The sequence below is a fragment of the Williamsia sp. SKLECPSW1 genome, assembly GCF_054332755.1.
In genome coordinates, this window is the sequence record NZ_JBTGLI010000001.1 from 2183180 (window position 1) to 2197755 (window position 14576).

The window sequence follows — 14576 nt, forward strand, 5'->3', positions numbered from 1 at the left end:
GGTTCAGTCGCCCGGGCCGGCCAGCGAGAGGACCAGGCGCAGCACCGCGACGGCCCCGGCCTTGTCGAGCGGGTCGTTGCCGTTCCCGCACTTCGGGGACTGCACGCACGACGGACACCCGGTCTCGCACCGGCAGGCGGTCACCGCGTCGAGGGTCGCCCGGATCCATGTCCGGAACGCGCGATGGCCGCGTTCGGCGAACCCGGCGCCACCGGGGTAACCGTCGTAGACGAAGACGGTGGGCAGGCCGGTGTCGGGATGGAGGTTCGTCGACAGTCCGCCGATGTCCCACCGATCGCACGTCGCGATCAGCGGGAGCAGACCGATGGCAGCGTGCTCGGCGGCGTGGAGTGCGCCTGGGAACCGGTCCGCCGCGACGCCTGCGCCCTCGAGGGCCTCGGGGGTGAGCGTGTACATCACCGACCGCGTGTGCAGCGTCTGCGGGGGCATGTCGAGTTCGACGACGTCGAGCACCTCCCCGGAGACCAGGGTGCGCATGTAGCCGACGACCTGATGCGTGACGTCGACCTCGACGAACGCCCCGTGCAGCGCCCCGGCGTCGAACGACTCCAGGACGGCGGTGATGTCCATGGAGGTGGTCTCCCGGGCCGACGTCGTCCAGTCGGGCTCCTCGGGGTGACACAGCGCCAGACCCTCGTCGAGATCGAGGTCGTCGACGACGAAGGTGCGGCCCTGGTGCAGGTGCACGGCACCGGCGTGCACGCTCGACATCGCCCGGCCGGTGTCGACGGTGCCCAGCAGCTGCGACGTCGTGGTGTCGACGATCATCACCTGTCCGCCGATGCCGCCGCGGATGTCGACCTCGGCATGCGGTTCCAATCCCGCCGCGGGGTACCAGCCCGCCGCGCGTCGTCGGAGGAGGCCCTGGGCGGTGAGGTCGGCGACGACGTCCGCCGCCCCGAACGCGGTCACGTCGGCATCGGTGAGCGGCGCCTCGGTCGCCGCGCACAGCATGTGCGGCCCCAGGACATAGGGGTTGGCGGGATCGAACACACCCGACTCGACCGGTCGGCCGAGCAGCGCCTCGGGATGGTGCACCAGGTAGGTGTCGAGGGGGTCGTCCCGGGCGACCATCACCACCAGGGACCCCTCGCCGCGACGCCCGGCGCGCCCCGCCTGCTGCCAGAACGACGCGACGGTTCCCGGGTAGCCGGCGACGACGACGGCGTCGAGGCCCGCGATGTCGACACCGAGTTCGAGGGCGTTCGTCGTCGCCACGCCCAGCAGCGCCCCGTCCGACATCGCCGCCTCCAGGGCGCGACGGTCGTCGGCGAGGTATCCCGCCCGATAGGCCGCGATGCGATCGGCCAGCTCGGGATCGACCGATGCGACCAGGTGCCGGGCGGCCAGCGCCGCGATCTCGGCGCCGCGACGGCTCCGGACGAAGCAGAGGGTCCGCGCCCCCTCGACGACGAGGTCGGCCAGGATGCGCGCGGCGTCGGCACCCGCCGACCGTCGCACGGGCGCCCCGTTCTCACCGGTGACGCCGGGGGAGAACCCGGGCTCCCAGAGGGCGACGGTCCGCTCTCCGTGCGGCGAGCCGTCGTCGGTGACGGCGACGCAGTCGGCGCCGATGAGGCGCGTCAACGCACCCCGGGGATCTCCCGCGGTCGCGCTGGCGGCGATCACGACCGGATCGGCGCCGGCGAGCCGGGCCATCCGCAGTGCGCGTTGCACGACGAGCGCGGTGTGAGCACCGAAAACCCCACGGTAGTGGTGGCATTCGTCGATCACCACGTATCGCAGGTTCCGGAAGAAGTGGCGCCAGCGTCCGGGTGAACCGAGGAAGCCCAGATGCAGCATGTCGGGGTTGGTGAACAGCCACCGCGAGTGCTGACGGGCCCACTGGCGCACATCGGGTTCGGTGTCCCCGTCGTAGGAACACGGTGCGATGTGCGCGAATTCGGGCCGGCCGGCGATCAACGCGCTCACCGACCGGATCTGGTCGGCCCCCAGTGCCTTCGTCGGGGAGATGTACAGCGCGGTGGCACGCGGATCGGCGACGAGGTCGGTGAGGACGGGCAGCTGGTAGGCCACCGACTTCCCCGATGCCGTCCCGGTCGACACGACGACGTTCCGGCCCGCATGGGCGTGCTCGGCGGCCTGCGTCTGATGGGTCCATGGCCGCGACACACCGCGGTCGCGGAACGCTTCCACCGCCCCCGGATGCGCCCAGGTCGGCCACTCGTCGAACAGTGCTGTCTGCGAGTCGATCACGGTCGCGTATGTGACAGGTGACAACGCGTCGTCCACGCCGGCGAGCGTGCGTCGCAGCAGGCCTCCGCCGAAGGTCTCGGGTAGCGTCACCAGGCGCGATGTCGTTGACGGACACCATGACCGAGGGGTGTCCGGCAGGTGAAATCCCACCGGGACGCACTCGGTTCGGCTTCTCCACTGTCGGGAGTGCGTCCGCCGTGATTGAATTTCGTCGGTCGCAGTTCTCGGGGGTACGTCATCGCCATGTCGGGCTCTCGGGATCGTGTTGCGGACGTGGTACCCAAGGTTAGTGCGCGGCTCGTCCGCAAACGTCGCCAGTAGGTATGGCGGTCGGAACGGACCCGGCGCGAGGGACATCACGCCGCATTCGGTGAGCAGTGAGGACAGCAGGTACATGGCACAGGGGACTGTGAAGTGGTTCAACGCGGAGAAGGGCTTCGGCTTCATCGCACCCGATGACGGCCCCGACGACGTGTTCGTCCACTACTCGGAGATCCAGGGTTCGGGCTTCCGCACCCTCGAGGAGAACCAGCGCGTGGAGTTCGAGGTCGGCCAGGGCACCAAGGGCCCGCAGGCCACCGGGGTCCGCGGACTCTGAGGGTCCCGTGTCCGGTGCCGACGCGAGTCGCGGCACCGGGCGTGACCGTGACTCGATGACCGTCGCCCCCGGCACCTGCGCGGTGCCGGGGGCGACATCTGTCTCGGGGGCGGTGTGAGACCGTCCGCGCAGGTCGGGACCACACCGCCGGGGTAGTGTCCCACCCGTGGGTCAGCTGTCCTTCTTCTCCGCCGAGACCGACGAGCCGTCGCTCGCCGATCTCGCGGGTTTGTTTGCGGCACAGGGGCAGTCGAGTCACACGCCTGCGGGCAGCCGGGTCTCCATCGTCGTCGCCGCACCGTGGCGCGCCGAGGCGCTCGTCGAGGAGATCGAGCGCAGCGGGGCCCGCGCCTCGACGGCGGTCTCCGACGAGGGCTCTCCCATGGCGAGGACCGAGACGAGCAAGGCCCTGGAGGCCTTGACGCGGTCGTGGGTCACGGGCGCGGTGAAGACCATGCCGGCCGGCTGGGTGCCGTCACCGCGGGCGCTGCGCTTGTGGACCATCGCCTCCGGACGTCCCGACGAGGGGCGCTACATCCTGGGGCTCGACCCGCACGCACCCGAGACCCACGCGCCGCTCGCCACCGCACTGATGCGGGCGGGGATTGCGCCCACGCTGGTGGGCACCCGGGGCGCGAACCCGGGGCTGCGCGTGACCGGCCGTCGGCGGCTGGGCCGGTTGGTCGAGAGCATCGGAGCCCCACCCGACGACCCGGCCGCGTTCGCCGCCTGGCCGACGGTCTGAGCAGGCCTGCTGTCAGGCCCCTGACCTGGGCTCCAGCGCGCCACGTCGCGTCGGACGCCTACGGTGTGGGTGCGGCCGGAAACGATCCGTCCCGATCCGGCGTTGTGTCAAAAGGGTCCGGTATGGGGTAGAACAGGCCAGACATGTGCCGGTCGGCACCATGTGTGGGCGGACCGCCGACACACATATAGAGGAAAGGCACGGACACAGACCGTGGCAGACAGCGACACCACGTCCCCGTCACGGGGCGACGTGCGTCGTCTGGTGATCGTCGAGTCACCGACGAAGGCACGCAAGATCGCGGGTTACCTCGGGTCGAACTATGTCGTCGAGTCGTCCCGGGGGCACATCCGTGACCTCCCGCGCGGCGCCGCCGACGTCCCTGCCAAGTACAAGGGCCAGCCGTGGGCGCGCCTCGGTGTCAACGTCGACGAGGACTTCGAGCCCCTCTACGTCGTCTCCCCGGACAAGAAGTCGACGGTGACCGAGCTCAAGCAGCTCCTGAAGGGTGTCGACGAGCTCTACCTGGCCACAGACGGTGACCGCGAGGGCGAGGCCATCGCGTGGCATCTGCTGGAGACCCTCCGCCCCAGCGTCCCGGTCCGCCGGATGGTCTTCCACGAGATCACCCAGTCGGCCATCCAGGCCGCCGCCGACAACCCCCGCGACCTCGACACCGACCTCGTCGACGCGCAGGAGACCCGCCGCATCCTCGACCGCCTGTACGGCTACGAGGTGTCGCCGGTCCTGTGGAAGAAGGTCATGCCGAAGCTGTCGGCGGGCCGCGTGCAGTCGGTGGCGACGCGCATCATCGTCGAGCGGGAGCGCGAGCGGATGGCGTTCGTCTCCGCCGACTACTGGGACATCGCGGCCACACTCGACGCCGGCGCCGACGTCACCCCGCGGACCTTCGGGGCGAAGCTGGTGTCCGTCGACGACGCCCGCGTCGCCAGCGGTCGTGACTTCGACTCGACCGGCAGGATGAAGAAGACCGACGGCATCGTCGTCCTCGACGAGTCCCGGGCCCGCGCCCTCGCCGACGGCCTGCAGGGCGCGGACATGACGGTGACCTCCGTCGAGGAGAAGCCGTACACCCGCCGTCCCTATGCGCCGTTCATGACGTCGACGCTGCAGCAGGAGGCCGGGCGCAAGCTTCGCTTCACCTCCGACCGCACCATGCGGGTGGCGCAGCGTCTGTACGAGAACGGCTACATCACCTACATGCGCACCGACTCAACGACGCTGTCGGAGTCGGCGATCACGGCGGCCCGCGATCAGGCCCGTGAGCTCTACGGGGCCGACTACGTCCACCCGTCGCCGCGGCAGTACACGCGGAAGGTCAAGAACGCGCAGGAGGCCCACGAGGCCATCCGTCCGGCAGGCGAGTCGTTCCGGACGCCCGGTCAGGTCGCGTCGTCGCTGCAGTCCGACGAGTTCCGGCTCTACGAGCTGATCTGGCAGCGGACCGTCGCCTCCCAGATGGCCGACGCCCGCGGCACCACGATGAGCCTGCGGATCAGCGGTACCGCGACCACCGGCGAGCGGGCGACGTTCGCCGCGTCGGGCCGCACCATCACGTTCCCCGGCTTCCTGTCGGCCTACGTCGAGACCGTCGACGAGCAGGCCGGCGGTCAGGCCGACAACGACGAGGTGCGACTGCCGACGCTCACCGAGGGCCAGCACCTCACCAGCACCGACCTCCAGGCCGAGGGGCACTCGACGAACCCGCCGGCCCGGTACACCGAGGCGTCGTTGGTCAAGATGCTCGAGGACCTCGGCATCGGTCGTCCGTCGACCTACGCCTCGATCATCGGCACCATCCAGGACCGCGGTTACGTCCACAAGAAGGGCAGCGCGCTGGTCCCGTCGTGGGTGGCGTTCGCCGTGGTCGGTCTGCTCGAGGCCTACTTCCGTCGTCTCGTCGACTACGACTTCACCGCGTCGCTCGAGGACGATCTCGACCAGATCGCGTCGGGCTCGGAGAACCGCACGGACTGGTTGTCGCGCTTCTACTTCGGCGGGTCGACGACGGGTTCCCACGCCGACGCGGAGATCGCCGAGGACGGCGGGCTCAAGAAGCTCGTCGGGGTGAACCTCGAGGAGATCGACGCCCGGGAGATCAACTCCATCAAGCTCTTCGACGACGACCAGGGCCGCCCCGTCGTCGTCCGAGTCGGGCGGTTCGGGCCCTATCTGGAACGCAACGTCGCCGCCCCGGACGCCGAGCCGGATCTGCAGCGCGCCAACCTCCCCGACGACATGACGCCGGACGAGCTGACCCTCGAGGTGGCCGAGAAGCTCTTCAGCACGCCGCAGGAGGGTCGCTCACTCGGGTACGACCCGCAGACCGGCCACGAGATCCTCGCCAAGGAGGGTCGTTTCGGTCCGTACGTGACCGAGGTCCTCCCCGATCCCGACGATGACGACGACGGCGACGACGGATCCGACGTCGGCCGAGGACCGTCGGCGCCGACACCGCTCGACGGTGAGCCCGCCGCGGCGTCCGCCGGTGGCGGCACCGCGACGGCCACGAAAGCTCCTGCCGCACAGAAGGCCCCGGCGAAGAAGGCGGCCAAGAAGACCGCGGCGAAGAAGGCCGGCCCCAAGCCGCGCACGGGCTCGCTGTTCAAGTCGATGGAGATCGCCTCGGTCACGCTGGAGGACGCGCTCAAGCTGCTGTCGCTGCCGCGCGTCGTCGGTGCGGATCCCGAGAGCGGTGAGGAGATCACCGCCCAGAACGGCCGCTACGGCCCGTATCTGAAGAAGGGCACCGACTCCCGGTCCCTGGCCACCGAGGCGCAGATCTTCGACATCACGCTCGACGAGGCGCTGAAGATCTACTCCGAACCCAAGCGTCGGGGCCGACAGGCCGCCGCTCCGCCGCTGCGTGAACTGGGCAACGACAGTGTCAGCGAGAAGCCGATGGTCATCAAGGACGGCCGTTTCGGTCCCTACGTGACCGACGGTGAGACCAACGCCAGCCTGCGCAAGGACGACGACGTCGCGTCCATCACCGCAGAGCGCGCGATGGAGTTGCTCGCCGACCGTCGTGCACGCGGGCCGGCTCCCAAGAGGGCCAAGAAGGCCGCGGCGAAGAAGACCACGGCGAAGAAGACCACGGCGAAGAAGACGACCGCGAAGAAGACCGCGGCCGCCACGAAGACCACCGCGAAGAAGACGACCACGAAGAAGACCGCTGCGAAGAAGTCTGCCGCGAAGAAATCCGGGGGAGCCGGCTCGGACGGCTGAGCGCAGGCCCCCTCGGTGGGGCGGGGGATCCGTGGGGGATGAGCAGATCCGGTCGGGCACCATCGCGTCGTTCGACGACCGGTGGTACCACGCCATGTTCGACGCGAGCACGGTGCCGATGGCACTCGCCGACGAACAGGGCCTGCTGACCGCGGCCAACGCCGCCTACTGCGCCATGGTGGGTCGTCCCTGGCCGCAGATCGCCGGGCGATCGTCACGCGAGTTCACCCATCCCGACGACATCGACCATCACCACGCGATGGAGTCGATGATGGCGGACGCGGATCGACGCGGCGAGCCGCTCCGGGTGGAGAAGCGCTACGTGCAGCCCGACGGCACCGTGCGCTGGGGGTGGGTGTCCGCGTCGTCGGTCGCGGGTCCGGACGGTCGGGTCTGGACGATGGCGGTCGTCCACGACACCACCGATCGGCGTACCGCGGAGCAGAACCTGCTGGCCGCCGCGTCCACCGACCCGCTCACCGGGTTGCTGAACCGGCGCGGCTGGGAGGACTGGTCGAGCAGTCTCGACGAGATGGTCGACCGCGCGGACCCGCTGTCGTTCGCCGTCATCGACCTCGACCGGTTCAAGGCGTTCAACGACACCCACGGCCACTTCACCGGCGACCGTCTGCTGGTGGAGTTCTCGCGGGCCGCCGTCGCGACGGTGCGGGCACCCGGGGTCGTCGCCCGGTGGGGCGGAGAGGAATTCGCGATCGCGCTGCCCCACACCGACGCCGACCGCACGGCGGATGTCCTGCGACGACTGGCGGCCGTCGTCCCCGAGGGGCAGACGTTCTGCGCCGGCCACACCACGCTGCGCGCCGACGAGAGCACCGCCGAGTGCTTCCAACGAGCCGATGCGCTGATGTACGAGGCGAAACGCGCGGGTCCGGGACGCGTCGTCGGCGGGTGAGCCGCCCGCGTCAGCGACGCGCCCGTGCCTCCTCGTCGTCGTCATCGTCGGCGATCGACTCGCCGTCGGCGCCGGATGTCTCGCCCGTGCCCGTCGCGCTCGGGCCCCGGGTCAACGACGCACCGACCGCACTGTCCGCGACACCGTCCTGGTCGGCGTCGAGGTCCTCGTCGTCGACGACGAGCGCGAACTTGGGACGCGCGAGCTTCGTCTCGATCCCCCGACCGCGGAGTTCGACGCTCTCCCCGATGTCCCAGCACTCGGCCTCGGCGTCCGAGGCGAGGTAGATCGCCCGCGCCGACGCCAGCACGCGGGTCGCCTCGTCCTTGGCCAGCTCGGTCAGGCGGGCCGCCTCGTTCACCGGGTCGCCGATGACTGTGTACTCGAGGCGTTTCTCGGATCCGATGTGTCCCGCGATGGCCTTGCCCGCGGACACGCCGATGCCGACGTCCGTCTCGCCGAGTGTCCGTTCGAGCTCGATGCGCAGTTCGCGGGCGGCGGCGAGGGCCTGGCCGGCGAAATCGGGCAGGTCGAGGGGAGCGCCGAAGATGGCCAGCGCCGCATCACCCTGGAACTTGTTGATGAACCCGCCGTGACCTCCGACGGTCTCGACCACGACGCGGAAGAACTCGTTGAGCAGGTCGACGACCTCGCGGGGCGGGCGGGTGACGGCGAGCCGAGTCGACCCGACGATGTCGACGAAGAGGACACCGACGTACCGTTCCTCACCGCCGAGTTGGGTCCCGCTCTCGATCGCACGTCGGGCGACGTCCTCCCCGACGTAGCGGCCGAAGAGGTTCCGGAGCTCCTGCCGTTCCCGCAGGTCGGCGACCATGTCGTTGAAACCGGCCTGCAGCAGGCCGATGTCGCTGCCGTCGTAGACGCGGACCGATGCGTCGAGGTCGCCGGACCGGACCGACAGCTGCGCCTCGCGGAGCTCCTTGATGGGGTCGGCGATGGCACCGACGAGGCGGATCAGGCCGATGAGACCGAACACGACGGTCGCGACCACGAGCCACAGCAGCGGACGCTGCAGGCCGGCGGCGTCGGTGGTGATGACGCCGGTCTGTTGGCCGATCACCAGCAGGACCACGGCCAGCAGGGGGACGACGACGCTGATGCACCAGAACAGGACGATCCGGACGGTGATGCTGGGGGCGATCGGCGTACTGGTCGGGTCGTTGGCCATCGCCGAGACGGTGATGGGCCGCAGCACCTTCTCCGACTGCATGTAGCCCAACACACAGGAGACGAAGCCGCCGATCGCCGACGCGAGCCACACCACGAGCGCCGTCGACCCGGACGCCTTCATGGTGAGCAGCGCGAACAGCACACCGCCCACCGCCCACAGCGCGAGGTTGACCATGGTGAGCAGGACGGGCAGCCGCAACGCACGGCGGCGAGCGAAGTCGTTGTCGAGGCGGGTGCGTCTGCGGTGCCACACCAACACGGGCAGCGTCAGCAGGATGCTGAGGTATCCGCCGACGAACGTGGCCACCAGCAGGTACACGACGAAGACGGCCTGGTTGTAGCCGTTGATCTCGTCGAGCCGGACGGTGTACTCGTACGGCATCCCGAAGCGGAGGAAGGCGAAGGTGAAGAGTGCGCCGATGATGTTCGCCCGGAGCAGGTCGAGTGCGAGGATCGGCCACGGCGTGTGCGCCAACCAGCGAAGCAGGTGGCTGACCCTGCGTGCGCGCGATTGACGTTCGACCACGCATGCAACGGTAGCGGGCGGGTACGGCACACCACCCGGTGTCGGACGGCCCGGTTAGGCTGGCCGGCGTGACATCGGTGTTCGACCGCCTCGTCGGGCAGGGCCACGTCGTGGAGGAACTCTCCGCCGCCGCGCGGTCGGCTCGAGCCGTCGCGGCCGACGTCACGATGGCCGAGGACGGCGCGGTGTCGATGTTCGGCGAGGACTCCGCGGCTCCGACGGTGCCCGTCCGCAGTTCCATGACCCATGCGTGGCTGTTCACCGGTCCGCCCGGCAGCGGCCGATCGGTGGCGGCGCAGTGCTTCGCGGCGGCGCTCCAGTGTGACGATCCCGACGTCGTCGGGTGCGGTCACTGCCACGCGTGCACCACCGTGATGAGCGGCACCCATGCCGACGTCCGTCGGATCGTCCCCGACGGGCTGAGCATCTCGGTGAAACTCATCCGTGAGACGGTCCAGATCGCGTCGCGACGGCCCGCGACGGGTCGCTGGCAGGTGGTCCTCATCGAGGACGCCGACCGCCTGACCGAACAGGCCGCGAACGCGTTGCTGAAGGTCGTCGAGGAGCCGCCGTCGCGGACGGTCATCCTGCTGTGCGCACCCAGCGTCGACCCCGAGGACATCTCGGTCACGTTGCGCTCGCGATGCCGCCACATACCGCTGACGATGCCGCCCGTCGACGCGATCGGCGACGTGCTGATCGCCGACGGCATCGACGCCGAGACCGCGCGGTGGGCCGCCTCGGTGTGTGGTGGACACGTCGGACGCGCACGGCGGCTCGCCACCGACGAGCACGCGCGGTCCCAGCGGACGCAGGCTCTGGGGTTGGCCCGCGCGGCGACCCGCGAGTCGACCGTCTACGGCGACGCGGAGAACCTGGTGCGGTCGGCCGAGGCCGTCGCCAAGACCATCAGCGCCGAGGTCGACGAGGCCGAGACCGAGGAACTGCGGACCGTGCTGGGCGCCGGCGGTACCGGCAAGGGGGCTGCGGGCGCACTGCGCGGGTCGGCGGGGGTCCTGAAAGAACTGGAACGCCAGCAGAAGTCGCGGAGGACGCGCCTGCAGCGTGACGTGTTGGACCGTGCGCTGGTGGATCTGGCCGCCCTGTTCCGCGACGCGGTCGTCGCCGCCTACGCCGCGCCCGTCGTCGCGATGCATCCCGACATGGCCGACCAGACCCACCGGATGGCCGCCTTCGCCCCACCCGAGCGGCTGCTGCAATGCGTCGAGGCGGTACTGCGGTGCCGCGAGGTCCTCGACTACAACGTCAAACCCAAGTTCGCCGTCGACGCGATGGTCGCCTCGATCGCGACAGCCCTCCGCCGCTGACCGATCCTGTGTACTTCTCGCGACCATCCGCGCAGGTGGGCGTCGCGAGAACCACACGAAACCAGGCGTCGGGACGCGGTTTGGTCGGGGTGCGGGCCGGTCGATACACTGGTCCGCGCTGCCCACGGGCGGCACGCCGCCTTAGCTCAGTCGGTAGAGCGCTTCACTCGTAATGAAAAGGTCGCGAGTTCGATTCTCGCAGGCGGCTCCACGCGTCACCCGCCCCGGACGGCGCCCGATTCCCGGGCGTCGATCCCGGCGAGGATCAGATCCACCCCCGCGAGGAACTGCTCGCGGTCGTCGTGGTCGCGCAACGAGTCGGCCATCTCCCGCACGAACGGGTACCGCTCGGCATCGAGTGAGGCCCACCGGTCCGCCTCATGTCCCAGCGCGTCCGATCGCGTGTGCGCCTGCGGGTTCGCGTGCCCACGTGCGTTGGCCGCGTTCTGGCCGGCGGCACCGAGGATGTAGGTGACCAGGGCCGTGGCGGTGTCGAATCGCCGGGCCCGCGGCACACCCAGGGCGTCGACCCTGCGGCCCACCGCCTCGAGCACGGCGACCATCCCGGGTTGTCCCAACCCGCGCACCAGGCAGGCGCCGACCCAGGGAGACTCGTCGACCGTGTCGAACACGCGAATGGCGATGCCTCGCAGCGCCTCCCGCGGATCGGCGATGTCGGCGACGGGTGCCAGCGTCCGGTCGACCACATCGCCTGTCGCCGCGGCGAGCAGCTCGTCCTTGTTCGCCACGTGCCAGTAGATGGCCCCGGCGCCGGTCGACAAGCTGGTCGCGAGCGCGCGGAACGTCAGCGCGTCCTCGCCGCCGGAGTCCAGGATCTCGGTCGCCGCGGCGACGATGGCGTCCTTCGACAACGAGTCGGCACGACGTACACGTGGGGGCATGCACCCATCTTGACATTTCTGGAACGACGTTCCAAACTTATGGCATCACTGGAACGCCGTTCCAGAAACCACCACTCCGCGCCCCCGGGGCCGGGAAGGAGACAGCCATGAGCACCATCACGATCATCGGAGCCGGCCTGGGCGGGCTGACCCTCGCCCGTGTCCTGCACGTCCACGGCATCACCGCGACCGTCTACGAGGCGGAGCCGTCCGCCCAGAGCCGAACCCAGGGCGGGCAGCTCGACATCCACGAGGAGGACGGGCAGGCGGCGCTCGCCGCCGCCGGACTCACCGAGGAGTTCCGCGCGATCATCCACCGCGGTGGCCAGGCGACCCGCGTCGTCGACGCCACCGGCGCTGTCCTGTTCGACGACGACGCACCCGAGGACGACGTCGCCGCCGGTCGACCGGAGGTCCTGCGGGGTGACCTGCGGCGCATCCTCATCGAGTCCCTCCCCCAGGACACCGTTCGTTGGGGGATGAAGGTCGCGTCCGTGTCCACGCTCGCCGACGGCCGCCACGAGGTCCGTTTCACCGACGGCACCGCCGCCGTCACCGACGTCCTCGTCGGCGCCGACGGCGCGTGGTCGAAGGTGCGGTCGCTGCTCACCGACGCCCAGCCGCGCTACGTCGGGGTGACGTACGTGGAGACCTACCTCTACGACGTCGACACCGTCCACCCGTCGACCGCGGCGCTCGCCGGCAACGGCGGCATGTTCGCGCTCGCACCCGGTCAGGGCATCTCCAGCCATCGTGAGGCGGGCGGCGTCCTGCACGCCTACGTCCAGCTGCGACGACCCGCCGAGTGGGTGGATGCGCTGGAATCCTCCGACGACGTCCTCGGTCGCGTCGCCGCCGAGTTCGACGGGTGGCCGGCCGAACTCGTCGCCCTCGTCACCGACAGCGCGACGCCCCCGGTGATCCGACGGATCCACGAGCTGCCGGAGGGCACGCGCTGGGATCGGGTCCCGGGCGTGACACTGATCGGCGACGCTGCCCACCTCGCGCCGCCCGCCGGCGACGGCGCGAACCTCGCGATGTACGACGGGGCACAGCTGGCGCTGGCGCTGGCGGCGCATGCCGACGATCCCGAGCGCGCGATCGTCGACCACGAGGCGGCGATGTCCGAACGGACGGCGACCGCCGGCCCCGCCGCGCGGGAGATCCTCGAGCTCTGCGTCGGCGACTCGGCACCGCACGGTCTGGCCGCGTTCCTCGGCCGGGCGACGGCCGATCGGTGACTCCGGGCCGGGCTGACTACGCTCATCCGATGAGCGTTCTCGTCTGCTTCCACGCCCATCCCGACGACGAGGTCTTCTCGACCGGCGGGACCATCCGACTGGCCGCCGACGCGGGTCATCGTGTCGTCCTCGTGACGGCCACCGACGGCGCGCTCGGTGAGTTCCCGGACGGCATCCTCGAGCCCGGCGAGTCGCTGCTGTCCCGCCGCCGCCGCGAGCTGGAGGCCTCGGCGGAGGCGCTCGGCGTGCACCGCATGGTCATGTTCGACTTCCCCGACTCGGGGATGGCGGGCACGCCGGAGAACGAGAATCCCGCCGCCTTCTCCAACATCCCGGTCGACGAGGCCGCCCGGCGTCTGGCGGACGTCCTCACCGAGGAGTCGGCGGACGTCGTGACCTTCTACGACAGCAACGGGGGCTACGGACACCCCGACCACATCGCGGTGCACCACGTCGGCCGGGCGGCGGCCGAGATGGCCGGGACGCCACACCGATTCGAGAGCGTCGTGAACCGCGACAGCATGCGCGAGATGATGAAGGCCAACCCGGCGTGGACCGAGGACACCCCGGACATCGACTTCGACTCGTTCGGCGTGCCCGCGTCGGAGATCACCGTCGAGGTCGACGTGTCGTCCGTCATCGAGGCGAAGCGCGCAGCGATGGTCGCCCACGCCACACAGGTCGGCGACTTCGGGCCGTTCCTCGCCATGCCGATCGAGTTGTTGCGCACCGTGTTCGGCGTCGAGTCGTTCCGCCACGCCGACCTGGCCCACCGTCCGATGGTCGATCACCTGCCGCTCTGAGGACGGGATCGGTCAGCCGATGGCCGCGTGCATCTCCCACACGATGACCTCGGCGCCGGTCGCACTGGACAGGCGCTGACCGCCGGATCCGGTGAGCCGCACGGCGTCACCCTCGTGCAGGGCACCGATGCCCTCCATCTCGACGTTGCCGCGCGCGACGAAGACGTGGCCGAACGGGCTGTCGGGCAGCGTCACCGGCTCGCCGCCCGGCCGCAGACGCGCGACGTGCATCGCCGCGAACCGGTTGCGGATGCGGATCGCCGCGTGATCGACGTGGTCGGGCATCCCCGACGCGACGGTCACGAGACCGCCCGACAGCAGTTCGTCGTCGATCTCGAGTTGCTCGTAACCGGGCGTGATCCCCGATTCGTCGGGGAGGACCCACATCTGGACGAAGTGCACGGGGTCGGAGTGCACCGACGAGTGCTCGCCGGCTGCGGCGCCCAGTCGCCACGAGTCGTTCTTCTCCGAGTGCAGGATCCCGGTCCCGGCGCTCATGCGCTGGGCGAGCCCCGGGTAGATGACACCGGAGTGGCCCATCGAGTCCTGGTGCACCAGGGACCCCTGCAGGACCCAGGTCACGATCTCCATGTCGCGGTGGGGGTGGGTCTCGAAACCCTGCCCCGGCGTGACGATGTCGTCGTTGTTGACCAGAAGCAGCCCGTGGTGGGTGTTGTCGGGGTCGTAGTGCGACGAGAACGAGAACGAGTGGTGGGAGTCGAGCCACCCGATCCGGGTGGAGAAGCGATCGGCCGCGCGGCGGACGTCGATCGCGGGTGCTGCAGAAGTCATGGGGCAGACCTTCGTCGGAGACGACGCGGCGGGCGCCCGGGGAATCCGGG

The 14576-nt window shown here is 70.3% G+C and carries 11 protein-coding genes and 1 tRNA gene; 8 read left to right on the plus strand and 4 right to left on the minus strand.

What is annotated here, in order from left to right; all coding sequences use genetic code 11:
* Positions 1 to 3: 3 nt before the first annotated feature.
* Complete coding sequence (locus tag ACXVUM_RS10210) at positions 4 to 2328, minus strand: DEAD/DEAH box helicase (RefSeq protein WP_458521676.1); 2325 nt, start codon at positions 2326 to 2328, stop codon at positions 4 to 6.
* Between the two features lie 304 nt (positions 2329 to 2632).
* On the opposite strand from ACXVUM_RS10210, the gene ACXVUM_RS10215 reads away from it, so the two are divergent.
* From ACXVUM_RS10215 to ACXVUM_RS10230, 4 genes are all read left to right on the plus strand, one after another.
* Positions 2633 to 2836, plus strand: coding sequence for a cold-shock protein (locus ACXVUM_RS10215; protein ID WP_020109852.1), 204 nt, complete (start codon positions 2633 to 2635; stop codon positions 2834 to 2836).
* 166 nt (positions 2837 to 3002) lie between these two features.
* Complete coding sequence (locus ACXVUM_RS10220; protein WP_458521677.1) at positions 3003 to 3581, plus strand: hypothetical protein; 579 nt, start codon at positions 3003 to 3005, stop codon at positions 3579 to 3581.
* A gap of 213 nt (positions 3582 to 3794) precedes the next feature.
* Positions 3795 to 6830, plus strand: a complete 3036-nt coding sequence (topA, locus tag ACXVUM_RS10225) for a type I DNA topoisomerase (RefSeq protein ID WP_458521678.1) — start codon at positions 3795 to 3797, stop codon at positions 6828 to 6830.
* Between the two features lie 31 nt (positions 6831 to 6861).
* Entirely contained in the window at positions 6862 to 7743 is an 882-nt protein-coding gene (locus ACXVUM_RS10230; protein ID WP_458521679.1) for a sensor domain-containing diguanylate cyclase, read from the plus strand.
* Between the two features lie 10 nt (positions 7744 to 7753).
* Here the strand turns inward: ACXVUM_RS10230 and ACXVUM_RS10235 are convergent, their stop codons facing one another.
* The gene (locus tag ACXVUM_RS10235) at positions 7754 to 9460 is read right to left on the minus strand and encodes an adenylate/guanylate cyclase domain-containing protein (RefSeq protein WP_458521680.1); all 1707 of its coding nucleotides are present in this window, start codon (positions 9458 to 9460) and stop codon (positions 7754 to 7756) included.
* 68 nt (positions 9461 to 9528) lie between these two features.
* On the opposite strand from ACXVUM_RS10235, the gene ACXVUM_RS10240 reads away from it, so the two are divergent.
* Both ACXVUM_RS10240 and ACXVUM_RS10245 read left to right on the plus strand, forming a co-directional pair.
* Positions 9529 to 10788 carry a DNA polymerase III subunit delta' gene (locus ACXVUM_RS10240; RefSeq protein ID WP_458521681.1) on the plus strand — a complete coding sequence of 420 codons (1260 nt, stop codon included), beginning with the start codon at positions 9529 to 9531 and terminating at the stop codon, positions 10786 to 10788.
* A 135-nt stretch (positions 10789 to 10923) separates the two neighbouring features.
* Positions 10924 to 10999 (plus strand) — tRNA-Thr (locus tag ACXVUM_RS10245).
* Between the two features lie 4 nt (positions 11000 to 11003).
* Here ACXVUM_RS10245 and ACXVUM_RS10250 read toward each other — a convergent pair.
* Entirely contained in the window at positions 11004 to 11690 is a 687-nt protein-coding gene (locus tag ACXVUM_RS10250; RefSeq protein ID WP_458521682.1) for a TetR/AcrR family transcriptional regulator, read from the minus strand.
* Positions 11691 to 11797: 107 nt separating this feature from the next.
* Between ACXVUM_RS10250 and ACXVUM_RS10255 the strand changes: the two genes are divergently transcribed.
* Together ACXVUM_RS10255 and ACXVUM_RS10260 are read left to right on the plus strand one after the other, a co-directional pair.
* Positions 11798 to 12931, plus strand: a complete 1134-nt coding sequence (locus ACXVUM_RS10255; protein ID WP_458521683.1) for an FAD-dependent oxidoreductase — start codon at positions 11798 to 11800, stop codon at positions 12929 to 12931.
* Between the two features lie 29 nt (positions 12932 to 12960).
* Entirely contained in the window at positions 12961 to 13734 is a 774-nt protein-coding gene (locus ACXVUM_RS10260; RefSeq protein ID WP_458521684.1) for a PIG-L deacetylase family protein, read from the plus strand.
* A gap of 12 nt (positions 13735 to 13746) precedes the next feature.
* Here ACXVUM_RS10260 and ACXVUM_RS10265 read toward each other — a convergent pair whose 3' ends face one another.
* On the minus strand, positions 13747 to 14526 hold the full coding sequence (locus ACXVUM_RS10265) for a pirin family protein (RefSeq protein ID WP_458521685.1): 780 nt from the start codon (positions 14524 to 14526) through the stop codon (positions 13747 to 13749).
* Between the last annotated feature and the right edge of the window lie 50 nt (positions 14527 to 14576).

Bases quoted from the DNA above. Each gene is read 5' to 3' on its own strand.
- ACXVUM_RS10215 (WP_020109852.1), top strand. From the start codon at position 2,633: ATGGCACAGGGGACTGTGAAGTGGTTCAACGCGGAGAAGGGCTTCGGC.
- ACXVUM_RS10255 (WP_458521683.1), top strand. From the start codon at position 11,798: ATGAGCACCATCACGATCATCGGAGCCGGCCTGGGCGGGCTGACCCTC.
- ACXVUM_RS10260 (WP_458521684.1), top strand. From the start codon at position 12,961: ATGAGCGTTCTCGTCTGCTTCCACGCCCATCCCGACGACGAGGTCTTC.
- ACXVUM_RS10265 (WP_458521685.1), bottom strand. From the start codon at position 14,526: ATGACTTCTGCAGCACCCGCGATCGACGTCCGCCGCGCGGCCGATCGC.
- ACXVUM_RS10250 (WP_458521682.1), bottom strand. From the start codon at position 11,690: ATGCCCCCACGTGTACGTCGTGCCGACTCGTTGTCGAAGGACGCCATC.